The sequence below is a fragment of the Altererythrobacter sp. genome, assembly GCF_050299635.1.
In the GTDB taxonomy this organism is placed as follows: Bacteria; Pseudomonadota; Alphaproteobacteria; order Sphingomonadales; family Sphingomonadaceae; genus Erythrobacter.
The window spans coordinates 112,271-128,856 of sequence record NZ_JBNKWF010000003.1; the positions used below are offsets into that span (position 1 = coordinate 112,271).

General features: G+C 62.4%; 21 protein-coding genes. 17 read left to right on the forward strand and 4 right to left on the reverse strand.

What is annotated here, in order from left to right; all coding sequences use genetic code 11:
• Positions 1 to 43 precede the first annotated feature (43 nt).
• The 5 genes from ACQY6C_RS02390 to ACQY6C_RS02410 are packed head-to-tail and all read left to right on the forward strand — an operon-like array spanning position 44 to position 3,263.
• Positions 44 to 325 carry a DUF3572 domain-containing protein gene (locus tag ACQY6C_RS02390; protein ID WP_427964203.1) on the forward strand — a complete coding sequence of 94 codons (282 nt, stop codon included), beginning with the start codon at positions 44 to 46 and terminating at the stop codon, positions 323 to 325.
• Positions 322 to 951, forward strand: coding sequence for an HAD family hydrolase (locus tag ACQY6C_RS02395; RefSeq protein WP_427964205.1), 630 nt, complete (start codon positions 322 to 324; stop codon positions 949 to 951). Before ACQY6C_RS02390 ends, ACQY6C_RS02395 begins: the two co-directional genes overlap by 4 nt.
• Complete coding sequence (locus ACQY6C_RS02400) at positions 948 to 1,409, forward strand: RidA family protein (RefSeq protein WP_427964207.1); 462 nt, start codon at positions 948 to 950, stop codon at positions 1,407 to 1,409. Before ACQY6C_RS02395 ends, ACQY6C_RS02400 begins: the two co-directional genes overlap by 4 nt.
• Positions 1,402 to 2,130, forward strand: a complete 729-nt coding sequence (locus ACQY6C_RS02405) for a glycerophosphodiester phosphodiesterase family protein (protein ID WP_427964209.1) — start codon at positions 1,402 to 1,404, stop codon at positions 2,128 to 2,130. The genes ACQY6C_RS02400 and ACQY6C_RS02405 overlap by 8 nt, the downstream gene beginning before the upstream one ends.
• Complete coding sequence (locus ACQY6C_RS02410) at positions 2,127 to 3,263, forward strand: GNAT family N-acetyltransferase (RefSeq protein WP_427964211.1); 1,137 nt, start codon at positions 2,127 to 2,129, stop codon at positions 3,261 to 3,263. Before ACQY6C_RS02405 ends, ACQY6C_RS02410 begins: the two co-directional genes overlap by 4 nt.
• 10 nt (positions 3,264 to 3,273) lie before the next feature.
• Here the strand turns inward: ACQY6C_RS02410 and ACQY6C_RS02415 are convergent, their stop codons facing one another.
• A complete protein-coding gene (locus ACQY6C_RS02415; protein WP_427964213.1) occupies positions 3,274 to 3,603 on the reverse strand; it encodes a hypothetical protein in 330 nt (109 codons plus the stop codon).
• A gap of 301 nt (positions 3,604 to 3,904) precedes the next feature.
• Between ACQY6C_RS02415 and dksA the strand changes: the two genes are divergently transcribed.
• The 8 genes from dksA to ACQY6C_RS02455 all read left to right on the forward strand — a co-directional run bounded on the left by dksA (position 3,905) and on the right by ACQY6C_RS02455 (position 10,042).
• On the forward strand, positions 3,905 to 4,363 hold the full coding sequence (dksA, locus tag ACQY6C_RS02420) for an RNA polymerase-binding protein DksA (protein WP_427964215.1): 459 nt from the start codon (positions 3,905 to 3,907) through the stop codon (positions 4,361 to 4,363).
• 154 nt (positions 4,364 to 4,517) lie between these two features.
• Positions 4,518 to 4,871, forward strand: coding sequence for a PilZ domain-containing protein (locus ACQY6C_RS02425; RefSeq protein ID WP_427964217.1), 354 nt, complete (start codon positions 4,518 to 4,520; stop codon positions 4,869 to 4,871).
• 39 nt (positions 4,872 to 4,910) lie between these two features.
• Entirely contained in the window at positions 4,911 to 6,449 is a 1,539-nt protein-coding gene (locus ACQY6C_RS02430; protein ID WP_427964219.1) for an ABC transporter substrate-binding protein, read from the forward strand.
• Positions 6,450 to 6,549: 100 nt separating this feature from the next.
• A complete protein-coding gene (locus ACQY6C_RS02435) occupies positions 6,550 to 6,966 on the forward strand; it encodes a DUF4112 domain-containing protein (RefSeq protein WP_427964221.1) in 417 nt (138 codons plus the stop codon).
• Positions 6,967 to 7,017: 51 nt separating this feature from the next.
• Positions 7,018 to 7,809 (forward strand): tryptophan 2,3-dioxygenase, encoded by a 792-nt coding sequence (locus ACQY6C_RS02440; RefSeq protein ID WP_427964223.1) that lies wholly within the window; start codon positions 7,018 to 7,020, stop codon positions 7,807 to 7,809.
• Positions 7,809 to 8,456, forward strand: a complete 648-nt coding sequence (kynB, locus tag ACQY6C_RS02445; RefSeq protein ID WP_427964225.1) for an arylformamidase — start codon at positions 7,809 to 7,811, stop codon at positions 8,454 to 8,456. The genes ACQY6C_RS02440 and kynB overlap by 1 nt, the downstream gene beginning before the upstream one ends.
• The gene (gene kynU, locus ACQY6C_RS02450; RefSeq protein ID WP_427964227.1) at positions 8,449 to 9,678 is read left to right on the forward strand and encodes a kynureninase; all 1,230 of its coding nucleotides are present in this window, start codon (positions 8,449 to 8,451) and stop codon (positions 9,676 to 9,678) included. The genes kynB and kynU overlap by 8 nt, the downstream gene beginning before the upstream one ends.
• 70 nt (positions 9,679 to 9,748) lie before the next feature.
• Positions 9,749 to 10,042, forward strand: coding sequence for a hypothetical protein (locus ACQY6C_RS02455; protein WP_427964229.1), 294 nt, complete (start codon positions 9,749 to 9,751; stop codon positions 10,040 to 10,042).
• 49 nt (positions 10,043 to 10,091) lie between these two features.
• Here ACQY6C_RS02455 and ACQY6C_RS02460 read toward each other — a convergent pair whose 3' ends face one another.
• Positions 10,092 to 10,700, reverse strand: a complete 609-nt coding sequence (locus ACQY6C_RS02460; RefSeq protein ID WP_427964231.1) for an HNH endonuclease — start codon at positions 10,698 to 10,700, stop codon at positions 10,092 to 10,094.
• A 128-nt stretch (positions 10,701 to 10,828) separates the two neighbouring features.
• Between ACQY6C_RS02460 and gluQRS the strand changes: the two genes are divergently transcribed.
• The 4 genes from gluQRS to ACQY6C_RS02480 are packed head-to-tail and all read left to right on the forward strand — an operon-like array spanning position 10,829 to position 13,433.
• The gene (gluQRS, locus tag ACQY6C_RS02465) at positions 10,829 to 11,659 is read left to right on the forward strand and encodes a tRNA glutamyl-Q(34) synthetase GluQRS (RefSeq protein WP_427964232.1); all 831 of its coding nucleotides are present in this window, start codon (positions 10,829 to 10,831) and stop codon (positions 11,657 to 11,659) included.
• A 9-nt stretch (positions 11,660 to 11,668) separates the two neighbouring features.
• Positions 11,669 to 11,899 (forward strand): hypothetical protein, encoded by a 231-nt coding sequence (locus ACQY6C_RS02470; RefSeq protein WP_427964234.1) that lies wholly within the window; start codon positions 11,669 to 11,671, stop codon positions 11,897 to 11,899.
• Between the two features lie 17 nt (positions 11,900 to 11,916).
• Complete coding sequence (locus ACQY6C_RS02475) at positions 11,917 to 12,504, forward strand: cob(I)yrinic acid a,c-diamide adenosyltransferase (RefSeq protein WP_427964236.1); 588 nt, start codon at positions 11,917 to 11,919, stop codon at positions 12,502 to 12,504.
• Between the two features lie 59 nt (positions 12,505 to 12,563).
• Positions 12,564 to 13,433 (forward strand): 3-hydroxyacyl-CoA dehydrogenase NAD-binding domain-containing protein, encoded by an 870-nt coding sequence (locus ACQY6C_RS02480; RefSeq protein WP_427964238.1) that lies wholly within the window; start codon positions 12,564 to 12,566, stop codon positions 13,431 to 13,433.
• Here ACQY6C_RS02480 and ACQY6C_RS02485 read toward each other — a convergent pair.
• Together ACQY6C_RS02485 and mutS are read right to left on the reverse strand one after the other, a co-directional pair.
• Positions 13,426 to 13,716 carry a hypothetical protein gene (locus tag ACQY6C_RS02485; protein ID WP_427964239.1) on the reverse strand — a complete coding sequence of 97 codons (291 nt, stop codon included), beginning with the start codon at positions 13,714 to 13,716 and terminating at the stop codon, positions 13,426 to 13,428. The genes ACQY6C_RS02480 and ACQY6C_RS02485 overlap by 8 nt on opposite strands.
• Positions 13,717 to 13,848: 132 nt before the next feature.
• On the reverse strand, positions 13,849 to 16,476 hold the full coding sequence (gene mutS, locus ACQY6C_RS02490; RefSeq protein ID WP_427964241.1) for a DNA mismatch repair protein MutS: 2,628 nt from the start codon (positions 16,474 to 16,476) through the stop codon (positions 13,849 to 13,851).
• Positions 16,477 to 16,586: the final 110 nt, after the last annotated feature.

Sequence of the window (16,586 nt, forward strand, 5' to 3'; positions counted from 1 at the left end):
GCCACTGGAACTCCCTTTGATCCTGCTTAACTAGATTAACGCAATGCCCGCTACAATTCGCAATTCACCCGAATCCCCCGATCCCGCCACGCTGGCGCTGGCTGCGCTCGGCTGGGTGCTGGAGGATGAGGACCGCGCCATGCGCTTCCTGTCGCTGACCGGGCTCGATCCCGATTCGCTGCGGGCGGGGCTGGGCGAGGCGGCGATGCAATCAAGCGTTCTGGAGTTCCTGGCCAATCACGAGCCTGACTTGCTGCGCTGCGCGGAAGCGCTGGCGGTAACACCGGAAGAACTTGCCGGGGCAGCGCGGGAGTTGGTGCGATGAGCCGCCCGCTGATCGTGAGCGATTGCGACGAAGTGCTGCTGCATATGGTGGCGCATTTCAAGGAATGGCTGGAAGAAAGCCAGGGCGTCACCTTCAGGCTGGAAGGCAACAATTTCGCCACCGCCATGCGTTGGGCGGATAGCGGCGAGCCGCTGCCGCAGGAAGATATCTGGCGAATGCTGGGCGGCTTCTTCGACACGGAAATGCACCGGCAGTTGCCGATCAAGGGCGCGGTTGAAGGGATCAACCGGCTGGCCGAAGTTGCCGACGTGGTGATTCTCACCAATCTCAATGACGAGCGGCAGAAGCGACGGGCAGAGCAGCTTGCCGCCTATGGCGTTCATGCGCGCGTCTTCACCAATCAGGGGCCGAAGGGGCCGGCGCTCAAGGCCATCATCGAGGAGTTCTCTCCGTCGAAGGCGATTTTCATCGACGATCTGGCGCAGCATCACCAGTCGGCAGCCGAGACGGTTCCCGGCACCAGCCGGTTGCATTTGTGCGGGGAGCCGATGATCTCCGGCAAGATCGATTGCGCGCATGAAGCGGGCCATGCCCATGCACGGATAGATAATTGGGCCGAGGCGCTGCCCTGGCTGCTCGAAGAACTGGAAAAGGATCCAAGATGACAATTGACGCGCGTTTGCAGGAACTGGGTATTGCCTTGCCCAAGGCTGCGGCTCCGGTTGCAAGTTATGTCCCGGTGGTGGTCGAAGGCGGATTCGCGCATGTCTCAGGCCAGCTCCCTTTCGTCGATGGCGAGCTCGTAACCGGCCGATTGGGCCAGGATGTTTCGCTGGAAGACGGTACGGCGGCTGCGCGCGCCTGCGGGTTGATGATCCTGGCGCAGCTCGAGGCGGCGCTGGGATCGCTCGACCGGGTAAAACGGATCGTGAAACTGGGCGGCTTCGTCAATTCGGCAGCAGACTTCACCGATCAGCCCAAGGTGGTGAACGGTGCCTCCGACCTGATGATGGAAGTGTTCGGCGATGCGGGCAAGCATGCCCGCGCTGCGGTGGGCGTGCCTGCGCTGCCGCTGGGCGCTGCGGTCGAAGTCGATGCGGTGGTCGCCATCTCTGGTGAGTAAGCGCGAAGCTCCCGCCTGGCTGACGCAATGGGAATATGCCCATCGCGGCCTGCACAGCTCGGGCGTGCCTGAAAATTCACTGCTGGGTGCGCGGCTGGCGATAGAGCGCGGGATGGGGATCGAATGCGATATCCAGCGCAGCGCAGATGACTGGCCGATGGTGTTCCATGATTGGGAGCTTGGCCGGCTGACCAATGCGAAGGGCGAATTTGAGCAGCACAGCAGGCATGAGCTGCAGCAGATCCGCTATCGCGGCTGCGAGGAACGGATAGCCACGCTGGCCGAATTGCTCGCGCTGATTGCGGGCCGGGTTCCACTGCTGATCGAGATCAAGTCGAAGCCAGGCTATGATGTCGTGCGGAGCTGCAAGCTGGTCGATGCGGCGCTCGCTGGCTATCCTGGCGATGTGGCTGTGATGAGCTTCGATCCCCGCGTCGCGCGCTGGTTCCGGCGCAATGCACCCGATACGTCCTGCGGACTGGTGATGCGCGAGGATAAGCATGGCCACACGCAAAAGGCATGGCAACGGCGGCTGGCATTCTGGATCGCGAGGCCCGATTTCCTGGCCTACCACATCGCTGCGCTGCCCAATCGCTGGGTGGAGGGGCTGCGGGCGAGGGGTCTTCCGATCCTGACCTGGACGGTCAATTCGCCCGAAGCCCGCGCACGCGCGTTGCGACATGCCGACGCCCTTATAAGCGAAGGAGAAGGACTGGCGTGAGCGAGAGCGAGCTCACGGTAAGACTCGCGCCTTCGGTCGGCAGTTTCGATGCGGAGCAATGGAACGCGCTGGGCGGAAACCGCAATCCCTTCGTCAGCCACGAATTCCTCACTGCGCTGGAGGAATCCGGCAGTGTTGGCCCGGGCACTGGCTGGGAACCGGTGCCGATTGCGATCATGGACGGCGAAGACCGCTTGCTCGCTGCCATGCCTGCCTATGCCAAGGGGCACAGCCAGGGCGAATATGTGTTCGACCATGCCTGGGCGGATGCACTGGAACGGGCCGGGGGGCGCTACTATCCCAAGCTGCAGATCGCCGCGCCCTTTACCCCGGCCAATGGACCGCGCCTGCTGCTGAGCGACGAAAGCCTCGCTCCGCATATCCTGAAAGGGGCGGAGGCGGTCTGCTTGCAGAACAATCTCTCCTCCGCCCATGCGACCTTTATCGAGCCGGCGCAGTTGCATCTGTTCGAAGATGCCGGCTGGCTCATGCGCAGCGACATCCAGTTTCACTGGGAGAACCGTGAATATGCGAGCTTCGAGGATTTCCTGGGGGAGCTTTCCTCGCGCAAACGCAAGAACCTGAAGAAGGAGCGGGCCGCCGCGCAGGAAGGGGTCGATATCGTGCGGTTGTCAGGCGCGAATATCCGGCCCGAGCATTGGGATGCCTTCTGGATCTTCTACCAGGATACCGGCGCGCGGAAATGGGGCACACCCTATTTGACGCGCGATGCCTTCACTCTGTTCGGCGAACGCATGGCGGACCGGATCGTCCTGTTGCTGGCGCTGATGGATGGGGAGCCGATTGCCGGCGCGCTTAACTTCGCAGGCGATGAAGCGCTCTATGGCCGCTATTGGGGCTGCACGCGCGACAAGCGCTTTCTGCATTTCGAGCTATGTTACTATCAGGCGATCGATATCGCGATCGAGCGTGGTCTCAAACGGGTCGAAGCCGGTGCCCAGGGCGGGCACAAGCTCGCGCGGGGTTATGAACCGGTCAAGACCTGGTCGGCGCATTGGATCGCCGATCCGGGCTTCAGGCGCGCCATCGCCGATTATCTCGAGCGGGAGCGCGCAGGCGTGGCGACCGATCAGATCTACCTCGACGAGCGGACGCCTTTCCGAAAAGGTTAGGCGCCTTGCTTCAGGCTGCGCGACGATCTTCCTCGATCAGCCATTGGCGCGCGCGGCGCTGAGCTTCGGCGATTTCGCGTGCGGTCATTTCGTCGGAGACATCGGCGCGGCACCATGATGCTTCCTCATGCCCCTTCGAAGCGGCGAGGTTGAACCATTTGTGCGCCTCGATCAGGTCGCATTCGGCGCCGTGGCTGCCGGTCGAGAAAGCAACGCCAAGATCGAAATAGGCGGAGACATCGCCCTGTGCCGCTGCTGCCAGGCATTTTGCCACCAGCAGGCTAGCCGGAGTTTTCATCAGTTCTGTGGCAGCGCCACCATCAACACCCTTAAGTTCCATTTCTGGCCCCCTTTCGGTTGCGGACCACCTCCCCCGGTGTTCCGCCTGACCGTGAACTCGCCAGAACATGCTCAACAAATGGTTAACGCGGATGGGAAATTTGTTCACCATTCCCTTCAAGCAAGACCGGAATCGCAGTTCATTGGGTGTAAAATTTCAATTGCTACAAAACGCGCTTGTGCCGCCTATGGGCGGGCACTATAGGCCCGCCCAAGGGGTAGGGACCGAGCCGCGGGAGATACCCCACGGCAAAGTGATTTGTCAGTCTTTCTGGGGAGAGGGACGGACTCGAGAGGACCACATGGCCGCGAAAGCATCCAAAGAAACCGACATACTTGAAGAGGCCAAGCGCGCCCTTTCGCCGGACTATGTTCCGAGCGAGGACGAGCCCTATATGAATGAGGATCAGCGGAACTATTTCCGTATGCTCCTGCTCGAATGGAAGCGGACCATCCATGTTGCCGCCGGCCAGACACTGCAGTCCTTGCAGGATGGCCCAATCCGCGAACCCGATCTCAACGATCGTGCTTCGAGCGAGACCGATTGGGGCATCGAGCTTCGCACACGCGATCGCCAACGCAAGCTGATTTCGAAGATTGATGCGGCCTTGCGCCGTATCGACGCGGGCGAATACGGTTTTTGCGAAGTCACGGGCGATCCGATCGGCATCAAGCGCCTGATCGCGCGACCGGTTGCAACGATGACTGTCGAAGCGCAGGAGGCGCACGAGCGGCGCGAAAAGATCTCGCGCGACGATTGATTGCCGGCTGTCTACTCGATTGCTGCCGTGCAGTATCGGTCGGCCGTGCTTCTTGCTTAAAGCTTCCTTAGCATCTTGTGATTAATGCCCTCATGATCCGCCCGCATTGCGGGCGCGTGAAAGGTTAATGCGAGCCCGTGGAGGGTCTGGAGCAATGGTGACTGGCGTCGACGCACGCATTCATTCCCGCGAGAACCTGTTCGTCTTTGCCGATGTTCAGGTCGAGAATGGCGACCGGGTTGAGCGTATTCGTGTGCGGAACCTTTCCCCGGCGGGAATGATGGGCGAAGGCAGCGTGCGTGTCGTGCGCGGTTCGCGTATTACTGTGAAGTTCTCCGAGATAGATCCAATCGTCGGGCATGTCGCCTGGATTCAGGACGACCGGTTTGGCGTGGCATTCGACGACGAGCTCGATGGCGAGCTGGCCAGAAATCTGACTGACGGGATGGGAGAGGGGCAAGCATCCGAGGGCCCCATTACCCGCCGTCCACCGCCGCATATCGGCTAGAGCCGCGTCGTCCAGGGGCAAGCGTGCTCCGGCCGAAGTGTGTCGCGTGCCGCCAACCAGTTGCAATCCATGCTGGCCGCAATCGCGGCTTCTGCCTATCAGGGCAGCGCGATGCGATTCTGCTACCTCCTTTGCCTGGTCCTGGCCCTGGGTGGATGCGGCCCGTCCGGGCCGCGCGGTCCGGTCGAAGTCGCGATCGTGGGCGAACCGGCCAGCCTGTTCCAGCAGGGGGTCCGCCTGTCCGCTGCTGCACAGCATCTGCGTGGCGCCACAACCGAAGGATTGGTGGCGATCGACCAGAGCGGCCAGATCGTGCCGGCCATCGCCGAACGCTGGATCGTAACCGACGATGGGCTGAGCTACATTTTCCGCCTGAGGAATAGCCAATGGCCCAATGGCGACGCGATCACTGCCAACGGGGTCCGGTTGGAGCTGCTCGATAATCTGCGCCGACTGGACGGCACGTCCATGGGTCTCGATCTGGCCAAGATTGACGACGTGCGGGCAATGACGGGTCGCGTTGTCGAAATTCGGCTGACCAGCCAGATGCCCGATTTCATGCGCTTGCTTGCGCAGCCGGAGATGGGCCTCGTCAAGGACGGAACCGGAGCCGGGCCGATGGCGATGGAGCGCGAGGATGACAGTGACATCGCCTTGCTTGCTGCGATGCCTCCCGAAGCGCGCGGTCTGCCCGAGCGGGAGGGCTGGGAAGACCAGTCGCGGCCGGTGCGCCTGCGCGCGCTTCCCGCCGCTGCTGCGGCCGAGGCATTCGCCGCGGGCGACGTCGATCTCGTGCTCAACGGCAGGCTGGCGAATCTGACCTTGGCGGACACTGGCCCGCTGTCGCGCGGGACGGTACGCCTCGATGCCACGCTTGGGCAGATGGGGCTGGTCGTGCGCACTGAAAGCGGGCTGCTGGCCGACCCGAAGTTGCGCGAAGCCTTGTCGATGGCGATCGACCGGGAAGAGCTGATGCAGCCCTTCAACATCGGCGGCTGGCGGGCGTCCACCGGCATCGTACCTTCGGAGATGTGGGGCGACATTGTGCCTGAGAGGCTTGCCTGGATGGATCAACCGATTGAGATGCGCAGGGCAACCGCTCGCCGGCGCGTTGCGGATTGGACTGCTTCAAGCGGCGAACAACCCGTAGTCGCGGTGGGCATGCCGGAAGGGCCGGGCAGCGAGATTCTGTTCGAGCAGCTTTCGCGGGCCTGGCAAACCATTGGAGTAAGCGCGCGGCTGGTCCGGCCAGGACAGGGCGCCGGGCTCGAGCTGCACGATCGCGTCGCCCGTTTCGCATCGCCGCGCTGGTTCCTCAACCAGTTCAATTGCGGGATTCGTATCGGTCCCTGTTCCCAGGAAGCCGACGAACTGGTGGAGAAGTCACTCGCGGTTACGGATCCCGAGGAAAAGGCGACCTTGCTCGCTCAGGCCGAGATCAAGATGCAGGACGCACATGTCTACATTCCTTTCGGCGCTCCCATTCGCTGGGCTCTGGTGCGCGGCTCCATCGCCGGGTACCAGGACAATCAGTGGGGGATGCATCCCTTGTTCCCGCTCTCAGAGATCCCCAAATAGGTATCCCGACTCCGGGGTCAGGCGTCATTCAGCACTTGCCTGTCAATACGTATATGGGGGCATAGCCGTCGCGTGCTCCTCGGCCTGATGAGAGGAGCCTATGCAGAATTCGCAACGTCCGCGGCCCGTCGGGTTGAGCTTGCCGACAGGCACCGATCCCCAATCCATCCGCCAGCGGGTGGAAGCGATGGAATTGCTGCTTGAACGCAGCCTCCGTATCCCCGGGATCAATTTTCCGATCGGGCTCGACGCGATTGTGGGCCTGGTGCCGGTGCTGGGGGACGTTCTTACGGCTGCGATGGGCGCCTATATCGTCTGGGAAGCGCGCAATCTCGGCCTGCCTAAATGGAAGCTGTGGCGCATGGCGGGTAATGTCGCCTTCGACAGTGCATTGGGCTTCGTCCCGCTGGTGGGCGATGCGGCAGACCTTCTGTTTCGTTCGAATACGCGCAACCTCAGGGTTATCAAGAAGCATCTCGACAAGCATCACCCCGCTACCCGTGTGATCGAGGGGTAGTGAAGTCCGACCCTAGTTTCATTTGAGACTAGCTTGCGGTAGGGCTCGGGCATGGCCAGCGAAGTTACCTATTCGAGCTATCTCGATCTCGACCGGATCCTGTCGGCACAGCATCCCACATCGCCTGCGCATGACGAGATGCTGTTCATCATCGTCCATCAGGCCAGCGAGCTGTGGCTCAAACTGTGCCTGCACGAACTGACCGAAGCGCGCGATCATATTATAGCCGACGACTTGCGACCCGCCTTCAAGATGCTGTCGCGCGTGGCGCGAGCGCAGGAGCAGCTGATCCAGAGCTGGGATGTGCTGAGCACGATGACGCCGCATGATTATTCGACGATCCGCCCGCATCTGGGCCGTTCCAGCGGTTTCCAGTCGGCGCAATATCGGATGATGGAATTCGCGCTGGGCAGTCGCAATCCCGACATGATCGCGATTCACGAGGCCACGCCCGAAGTGGTGGAGGCACTGCGTAAGGAGGCGGCGCGGCCAAGCATTTACGATGAAGCGGTGCGCCTGCTGGCGCGGCGCGGCTTTGCCATCGATGCCGATGTTCTGTCTCGCAATGTCGAGGAACCGTATAGCCATGCTCCGTCGGTCGAGGCGGCATGGGCGGAAATCTACAGCCATCCCAACCAGCATTGGGATCTCTATGAGCTGGCCGAAAAGCTGGTCGATCTCGAATATCATTTCCAGCGCTGGCGCTTCGGCCATCTCAAGACTGTCGAGCGGATTATCGGATTCAAGCGCGGCACAGGTGGCACGCCTGGCGTGCCCTATCTGGCGGGCGTGCTGAAGCAGGCCTTCTTCCCTGAACTTCTCAGCGTGCGGACCGCGATCTGATGAGCGCGAATGTGAACGGGCGGCGCATTTGGGATATCTCGCAGCCCCTGCGGCCCGATCTGCCCGTTTGGCCGGGCGATACCGCGTTCCAGCAGGCCCGGACCTGGCAGATGGATGAAGGTTCGCCGGTCAATGTCTCCGCGCTGACTCTCTCGACCCATTCGGGGGCACACGCCGATGCGCCGCTGCATTACGAGGCCGGCGCGCCCGATATAGCCTCGGTCGATCTCGAGCCCTATCTCGGCGAATGTCTGGTGGTCGATGCACGCCGTGCCAAGGGTGCGGTCAGAGTGGGCGACTTGCCCGCGATCCGTTCGGTCGACCGCGTGCTGCTGCGCACCTTTGACAGCTTCCCGCATGATCGCTGGCGCGAAGATTTCACGGCGATAGCGGCGGAGACGATCCAATGGCTTGCGGCACAGGGCGTCAAGCTCATCGGCACCGATGCGCCTTCGATTGATCCGCAGACTTCGAAGACGATGGATGCGCATAAGGCGGTGCTCAATGCCGGGATGCGCGTGCTGGAAGGGCTGGTGCTCGACGATGTGCCCGCGGGCCGATACGAGCTGATCGCACTGCCGCTGCCGATCGTTGGCGGCGATGCGTCCCCGGTCCGCGCAATCCTGAGGGAGATTGCCGATGGCTGACGCGATCTTGGCGCGTGCCCGCGAACTGGACGCGGCGGACCCGCTGAGCGAGTATCGCGAGCGTTTCCTCCTGCCCGAAGGCGTCATCTATCTCGATGGCAATTCGCTTGGCGCGCTGCCCAAGGCGACGCCCGACCGGATGGAGCAGGTGATCCGCCAGGAATGGGGCGAGGGGCTGATCCGGTCGTGGAACGATGCGGGGTGGATCGGGGCTGCGCGGCGCGTCGGAGGCCAGATTGCGCAGCTGATCGGGGCAGGGCAGCATGAGGTGGTCGCGGGTGACAGCACCAGCGTGAATCTGTTCAAGCTGATTGCCGCCGCACTCGACATGCGCCGCGGGCGCAAGGTGGTGCTGAGCGAGCCGGGCAATTTCCCGACCGATCTCTACATGATTGCCGGGCTCGAGCGGCAAGGCCTGGCCGAGCGGCGGCTGGCGGAGCGTGGCAGGCTGATGGAAGCGCTGGACGAGGAGGTGGCGCTGCTGCTGCTCACCCATGTCCATTACAAGACCGGCGCTGTGCACGACATGGCGGCGCTGACGCGAGCAGCGCATAACGCGGGCGCGCTGGTGCTGTGGGATCTGTCGCATAGTTGCGGCGCGCTGCCGGTCGATCTCAATGGAGCCCATGCCGATTTCGCAGTCGGCTGCGGCTACAAATATCTCAATGGCGGGCCGGGCGCCCCGGCCTTCGCCTTCGCTGCCGAGCGCCATCACGCAGTTCTCCATCAGCCGTTGACCGGCTGGTTCGGCCATGCAGCGCCCTTCGAGTTTGGCGATGATTACGCACCCGCACCTGGGATCGACCGGCTGCAATGCGGGACATCGCCGATCCTGGGCCTGGCTGCACTGGAAGTGGGGGTTGGGCTTGTGGCGGAGATTGGCGTCGAAAGGCTCGCCGCAAAATCGCGAGCCCTGTCAGAGTTCTTCCTTGCATGCGTCGCTGCGCGCGGGCTTGCGCTGGACCTCGTTAGCCCGCCCGATAGCGCCGAGCGCGGTAGCCAGCTCTCGTTCCGTCACCATGATGCCTTTGCGATCTGCCAGGCGCTGATCGCGCGCGGCGTGATTGGCGATTTCCGCGATCCCGACATTTTGCGGCTTGGCTTCGCCCCCGCCTATCTGCGGTTCGAGGATATAGCCGAAGCGGCCCGTCACCTGGCTGAAGTTCTCGAAAGCGGCGAATGGCGCAGGGAGGAATTTCGCCAGCGCGCCGCTGTGACCTGACTGTCCGAAATCGGGTGGAGAGCGGACGTTGCCGCCCCTAGGCTATGAGCAATCATTCGGGAGATGGAAATTGAAGCGAGATCGTCGGCTCCTCATCGCGCTGTTGTTGTTTCTGGCAGCAACTGTTGCGGCGATAATCCAATCGTGGATCGTCAGTATGTACATTGTGGCAGCGGTTATGGGTGGAGGATACTGGGATCAATTTATTGAGTTTTTTGGTCTCGAACCTATCACTGGACCAAATCAAGCTTGCTTCGACTATTGCGCACCAACCCTACCCTTCATCGCGGGCTGGATTGCCATCGGCGGGTTCGTAATTGGTTGCATCTTGGTGGCCCATGCGTGGTGGAAACCTGAGCGCTAGCGGCGTGATTTTCTACGCCCGCAATTGGATCGTTAGCTGCCGGTCCGCCTTATTCCTCCAGTTCGATGTCCCAATAAAGGTAATCGCGCCAGGTTTCGTGCAGGTAGTTGGGCGGGAACAGCCGTCCGCGCTGTTGCAAATGCCAGCTGGTTGGTCGGATCGGCTTTTCCTGCAAATGCATATGCGCCTGCTGCGGCGTGCGCCCGCCCTTCTTCATGTTGCAGGGTGCACAGGCGGTGACGATGTTCTCCCAGGTCGTCTTGCCGCCCAGCCGGCGCGGAATGACATGGTCGAACGTCAGATGCGCGTGGCTGCCGCAATATTGGCATTGGAAGCTGTCGCGCAGGAACAGGTTGAAGCGGGTGAAAGCAGGAAACTCGCTCTGCTTCACATATTGCCGCAGCGCGATCACGCTGGGGATCTTCATGTCCAGCGACGGCGAATGCACCTCGCGGTCATAGCTTGCGACGATATCCACCCGGTCGAGGAATATCGCCTTGATTGCCGTCTGCCACGGCCACAGGCTCAGCGGATAATAGGACAGCGGTGTGTAGTCTGCATTCAGCACCAGCGCGGGGCAGGCCGACAGATTGCGTGTCGGATCCTCTTGCGCGCTGCGGAACTGCGCGGTCTTCTCTATCAGTTCGGCCTTGAACACGTCTTGGTGCCCTCCCTGATTGATCCCAGAGAATCATTTGCCGCTTAAAGCGTCAAGCCTGTTACATTCCGGCTTTCCACAAGCATCGATTGACGCCAGCGCGCGAGATAGCGGAATCTGAGTCAAGTATGGACACCACACGTTTCGCTCCCAGCCCCAATGGAATGCTGCATCTGGGCCATGCCTATTCGGCGATCGTGGCGCATGATCTGGCGCGGGATGGCGGTGGACGATTCCTGCTGCGGATCGAGGATATCGATGGGGAACGCTCACGGCCCGAACTTGCCGCAACGTTCCGCCGCGATCTCGAATGGCTCGGTCTCCAATGGAAGGAAGTGCCACCGCAATCGACCCGGCTGGCGAGCTACGACGCGGCGGCGCGGCAATTGATTGAGCAGGGGCTGCTCTATCCCTGCGTCTGCACCCGTAAGGAAATCGAGGCGGCGAATCCGCGCATGGGGCCGGACGGGCCGGTCTATCCCGGAATCTGCAAGGGGCGCAGCGTTGACCCGTCGAAGCCCGCTGCGCTGAGGCTGGACGTGGAAAGGGCGCTCGCGCAGACCGGTGAGCTGACCTGGCTCGACGAGGTGGCAGGCGAGCAGCCGGCCGATCCTCGCCAGTTTGGAGACGTGGTGCTGGTGCGCAAGGATCAGCCCGCCAGCTATCATCTGGCGGCGACGCTCGACGATGCGGCGGACGGGGTGACGCTGGTCACGCGGGGAATGGATCTATTTCCCGCGACGCATATCCATCGCTTGCTTCAGGCGCTTCTGGACCTCCCGGTTCCGCGCTGGCACCATCACAAGCTGCTACTCGATGAGGCCGGCCGCAAACTGGCGAAGCGGCGCGATTCGCCTTCGCTTGCCGATATGCGCGACCAGGGCATGGACGGAATTGAGCTTGCGGAGCGGCTGCGTTCCGGCGTGCTTCCTGCTGGCATTTCTCTGGGAAGCGCCTAAATTGAGCGCATGAAGGTTTTTCTTATCATCGTACTTGTCGCAATGATGGCGATGGTGCTGGTTTCGCTCATTCGCGGGATCATCGCTTTCCTCAAGACGACCAAGCTCGATCTCGAGTCCGGCGATGTCGAAAATATCCGGGAAATGCAGCTCAAGCAGAACCGGATGATGATGGCGCGCATCTTCTACCAGTTTCTTGCCGTTCTGGTCGCGCTGGCGATTCTCGCCGCGGCAAGCTGACGGGCGCCTGCCGCCGAATGGTAAAGCTCAACAAGATCTATACCCGCACTGGCGACGATGGCTCGACGGGACTTGTCGATGGATCGCGTACAGGCAAGCAATCGGCGCGGATCGAAGCGATCGGCAAGGTCGATGAAGCCAATAGCGCGATCGGGCTGGCCGCGGCTAATCTCGAGACCGGTCCGCATACGGAAGCCTTGTACCGTATCCAGAACGATCTGTTCGATCTGGGGGCCGATCTGGCGACGCCATGTGCAGACGGCGATTTCACGCCTTCCGAGATGGTCCTGCGCATTGTGCCCGTGCAGGCCACATGGCTTGAGCAGGCGATCGATGCCTTCAACGAGAGGCTGGAGCCGCTGACAAGTTTTGTGCTGCCGGGCGGCTCGGAAGCCGCCGCAAGAGTGCATGTTGCGCGCGCTGCGGTGCGCGCTGCCGAGCGGGCGATTGTCGCGCTGGCGGATGGCGAGCCAGTGAATCCGGCTGCGCTGGCTTATATCAATCGCCTGTCCGACTATCTCTTCGTCTTCGCCCGTGTGCTCAATGACAATGGTGCAAGCGATGTGACCTGGGTTCCCGGCGCAAACCGGCCAAGGGACAGCTAGGCATAGCCCGCTTTCCCCGCTAACAGGCCCGCTTTGCTGCAGTTGCGAAGGGAATGGTCATGCGGAAAGTCGGCGTTATCGGTGCAGGGCAGATGGGCAGCGGCATTGCCCAAACGATCGCTCAGCACGGGATGCACGTGCTGCTGTCCGATGTCGATCTCGCTCGCGCCGAAGCGGGCAAGGCTGCGGTCGAGAAGGCGCTGGCAAAACAGGTCGGGCGCGGCAAGCTCGAAGCTGCCGATGCGGAAGCGGCGCTTTCGCGGATCGTTCCCGCCGGCGACTACGTTCCGATGGGCGAAGCCGAACTGATCATCGAAGCGGCGACCGAACGCGAGGATATCAAGAAGGCAATCTTCGAAGCCGCGGGCAAGGTGCTAGCGGCGGATGCCGTGATGGCGAGCAATACCAGCTCGATCCCGATCACGCGGATGGCGAATTACTCACCCGATCCAAAGCGTTTCATCGGCCTGCACTTTTTCAATCCTGTGCCGGTAATGGGACTGATCGAAGTGATCTCGGGCCTTGCGACCAGCCAGGAAACGACCGACCGGATTACCGCCTTCGCCGAAAGCCTCGGCAAGCAGGTGGTGTTGAGCCAGGATGAGCCTGGCTTTGTGGTCAATCGTATCTTGCTGCCGATGATCAACGAAGCCGTCTTCGTGCTGGGCCAGTCGACCGCCAGCATTGCCGATATCGACAAGGGGTGCCGGCTGGGCCTCAATCACCCGATGGGGCCGCTGGAACTCGCCGATTTCGTCGGGCTCGATACATGCCTGGAGATCGTCAAGGTGCTATACAACACCACCGGCGACAGCAAATATCGCCCGGCGCCGCTGCTGGTTAAATATGTCGAAGCTGGATGGCTTGGCCGTAAGACCGGCCGCGGATTCTACGACTATTCCGGGGAAGAGCCGGTACCGACTAGGTAGCTGGCCCGTCGATTCCCATCCCGTTGACCTGGGCCGCCGGCCTTTTGAAATTGCCTGAGCCATTCGACACGGTGCGGCCAGCGCTCGGCGTGTTGTCCTGAGGCTTCGGATCGCTCGCCTCGGCTTCGTCCATGAGCTCGTCTTCGTCTGAGAAGCCGCTGTCCCGGCTGGGCTGATAGGCCCCCACAACGGCCTGCGAACTGTTGTTCGATGGTTTGCCGGTAGCGACGAAGCGATCGCCATTATGACCTGCCTGGCTGCTGTGCGAGGAAGTCGCGGACAAAGCGCCCTGGTCTCCCTCTTCTCCGATCAAAGCGATCGCGGCAAACAGGATACACCCCCCGAAAATCAGGGCATTTTTTGAGTTGCTGAAGAGGCTCATACGCATGGGACGGTCTTGTTAGTGTGCCGTCCGTTAACTTTTCGTAGCTTTGGCATCACTCGATAGTTCATACAGTATTTCAAGCGCTTCACGCGGACTGAGCGCGTCAACATCGATCGACAGCAATCGATCCGCCAGGATGTTGTCCGCGCTGTCTTCCGGCTCGGCCGCGGCAGCCGCGAACAGCGGCAATTCGCCAAGGCCTGCCGCAATCCCGCCGGTTTCCGCCCGTCCTTTTTCGAGCCGGTCGAGCACTTGCTTGGCCCTTCGGACGACCGGATCGGGCACCCCGGCCAGACGGGCCACCGCCAGGCCATATGATCGATCGGCAGCGCCTTCCGCCAATTCGTGCAGCAGCACCAGGTCGCCCTTCCATTCGCGTGCGCGGACGTGATGAAGCGACAGCGACTCGCAGCTCTCCGCCAGCCGCGCCAGTTCATGATAATGCGTTGCGAACAGGCAGCGACAGGTGATCTGCGAATGGACGGCCTCCACCACCGCCCAGGCCAGCGCCAGCCCGTCATAGGTCGAAGTGCCGCGCCCCACCTCGTCGAGGATCACGAAGCTGCGCTCGCTCGCTTGTGAGAGGATCGCGGCGGTCTCGACCATTTCGACCATGAAGGTCGAGCGCCCGCGCGCAAGATTGTCTGAAGCGCCAACCCGGCTGAATAGCCGGTCGACCAGCCCGATGCGCGCCGCTTCGGCAGGAACAAAGCTACCCGCCTGGGCCAGCAACACGATCAGCGCGTTTTGCCGCAGGAAGGTCGATTTGCCGCCCATGTTCGGGCCGCCGATCAGCCAAAGGCGATCTTGCGGGCCAAGCGAACAATCATTCGCGACAAATCGCTCGCCCTGTTTTTCGAGCGCGGCCTCGACCACCGGGTGCCGCCCGCCGGCAATGTCGAGAATCGGCTGATCGTCCACCTGCGGCTTGCACCAGCCGCCTTCCGATGCGCGCTCGGCATGGCTGGCTGCAACGTCGATTCGGGCGAGCGCGGCGGCAGTTGCCGCGATCGGGGCGGCTGCGGCGCATACTTCGGCAACCAGTTCCTCGAAATGCGCTTCCTCGGCGGCCAGTGCGCGCCCACCCGCTTCGGCGATGCGGGTCGCCTCTTCATGCAATGCGATCGAGTTGAAGCGCACGGCGCCCGCCATGGTCTGGCGGTGGGTAAAGCCGCTATCGGGCGCCATCAGCGCATCGGCATGTTTGCTGGGAACTTCGATGAAATAGCCGAGCACGCCATTGTGCTTGATCTTGAGCGCAGCGATGCCGGTTTCTTCTCGATAGCGCGCTTCCATCGCGGCGATCGCGCGGCGGGCATTGCCTGAAATGACGCGCAATTCGTCGAGCGCAGCATCGTAGCCCTCCGCTATAAATCCGCCATTCGAACGTTCGGTTGGCGGGGCGGTGACCAGCGCCCGCTCCAGCAGGTCGATCAGCGCGCCATGCCCGCCCAATTGCGGCAGCAGCCCGACGAGCAGTGCGGGCGTATCGGACAGGTCGCCGAGAAAATCGCGAATGCTGCGCGCATCGCGCAATCCGTCGCGGATTTGGCCGAGGTCACGCGGCGAACCGCGTCCAGCCACCAGCCGTCCCAACGCACGTCCGATATCGGGCACCGCGCGCATATTTTCGCGCAGGTTCGCGCGGCTTAACGGATCGTCATGCAGCCAATGCACCAGCGCCAGCCGCGAATCTATCGCCGCCCGGTCGAGCAGGGGCGAGCCCAGATCTTCCGCCAGTAGCCGTGCGCCCGCGCCCGTGACGCAGCGATCGACCGCAGCGATCAGGCTGCCTTCGCGCCCGCCCGATTGCGCGCTGAGGATTTCCAGGCTGCTGCGCGTCGCTTCGTCCATCAGCATGGCCTGGCCGGATGTGCGCAGAGCCGGCGGCAAAAGCAGCGGCAGCTTTCCGCGCCCTGCATGGTCGAGATAGGCGATCAACCCGCCCGCCGCCGCCAGCATCGGACGGGTAAAATTGCCGAAACCATCCAGGGTGGAGACACCGTGGATCGCGCGCAACCGTTCTTCGCCTTCGTCGCTGGCGAAATGGCTGCGGGCCAGTTCACTGGCCTCTTGCGGGGCAAGCTCCCACCCTTCGGGAACCACCACTTCGCTTGCGCCCAGCCGGGCGAGGCTGGCGCCGAGCATTTCCGCCGGGCATTCCTCGAGCACCATCGCGCCGGTCGAAATATCGCAACTCGCGATGCCCGTCGTTCCGCGCACATCCACAGCGGCGGCGAGCAGATTCGCGCGGCGCGGCTCAAGCAGCGCCTCTTCGGTCAGCGTGCCCGCCGTTACGAAACGCACGATGTCGCGCTTCACCAGCGCTTTGGAGCTTGGCGTACCTTCCCTCTTGGCGCGTTGCTTTGCCTCTTCCGGCGTTTCCACCTGTTCGGCGATCGCCACTCGGCAGCCAGCCTTGATCAGCCGGGCGAGATAGCCTTCCGCCGCATGCACCGGCACGCCGCACATTGGCACCGGCTCGCCGCCATGTTCGCCCCGCGCCGTCAGTGCAATGTCGAGGATCGCGGCGGCTTCCCGCGCATCGTCGAAGAACAGCTCGAAGAAGTCCCCCATGCGATAGAACAGCAGGCAGCCCTCGGCTTCTCGCTTGAGTGCGAGATATTGCTCCATCATCGGGGTGGGTTTTGCGGCCATCGATGGGGACGTAGCGTGCGGGCGACCGATTCGGAAAGACAGGCCAGTGCCTTTCCCCCTATCGTTTGAGCAAAACACGGTTTAGGGCCAACTCGGTTTACGTAAAGGAA

Coding starts and splice junctions, on each gene's coding strand:
- ACQY6C_RS02435 (WP_427964221.1), top strand. CDS start 6,550: ATGCAGAATTCGCAACGTCCGCGGCCCGTCGGGTTGAGCTTGCCGACA.
- kynU (WP_427964227.1), top strand. CDS start 8,449: ATGGCTGACGCGATCTTGGCGCGTGCCCGCGAACTGGACGCGGCGGAC.
- ACQY6C_RS02415 (WP_427964213.1), bottom strand. CDS start 3,603: ATGGAACTTAAGGGTGTTGATGGTGGCGCTGCCACAGAACTGATGAAA.
- ACQY6C_RS02440 (WP_427964223.1), top strand. CDS start 7,018: ATGGCCAGCGAAGTTACCTATTCGAGCTATCTCGATCTCGACCGGATC.
- dksA (WP_427964215.1), top strand. CDS start 3,905: ATGGCCGCGAAAGCATCCAAAGAAACCGACATACTTGAAGAGGCCAAG.
- ACQY6C_RS02470 (WP_427964234.1), top strand. CDS start 11,669: ATGAAGGTTTTTCTTATCATCGTACTTGTCGCAATGATGGCGATGGTG.
- ACQY6C_RS02395 (WP_427964205.1), top strand. CDS start 322: ATGAGCCGCCCGCTGATCGTGAGCGATTGCGACGAAGTGCTGCTGCAT.
- ACQY6C_RS02400 (WP_427964207.1), top strand. CDS start 948: ATGACAATTGACGCGCGTTTGCAGGAACTGGGTATTGCCTTGCCCAAG.
- gluQRS (WP_427964232.1), top strand. CDS start 10,829: ATGGACACCACACGTTTCGCTCCCAGCCCCAATGGAATGCTGCATCTG.
- ACQY6C_RS02475 (WP_427964236.1), top strand. CDS start 11,917: ATGGTAAAGCTCAACAAGATCTATACCCGCACTGGCGACGATGGCTCG.
- ACQY6C_RS02425 (WP_427964217.1), top strand. CDS start 4,518: ATGGTGACTGGCGTCGACGCACGCATTCATTCCCGCGAGAACCTGTTC.
- ACQY6C_RS02480 (WP_427964238.1), top strand. CDS start 12,564: ATGCGGAAAGTCGGCGTTATCGGTGCAGGGCAGATGGGCAGCGGCATT.
- mutS (WP_427964241.1), bottom strand. CDS start 16,476: ATGGCCGCAAAACCCACCCCGATGATGGAGCAATATCTCGCACTCAAG.
- kynB (WP_427964225.1), top strand. CDS start 7,809: ATGAGCGCGAATGTGAACGGGCGGCGCATTTGGGATATCTCGCAGCCC.
- ACQY6C_RS02390 (WP_427964203.1), top strand. CDS start 44: ATGCCCGCTACAATTCGCAATTCACCCGAATCCCCCGATCCCGCCACG.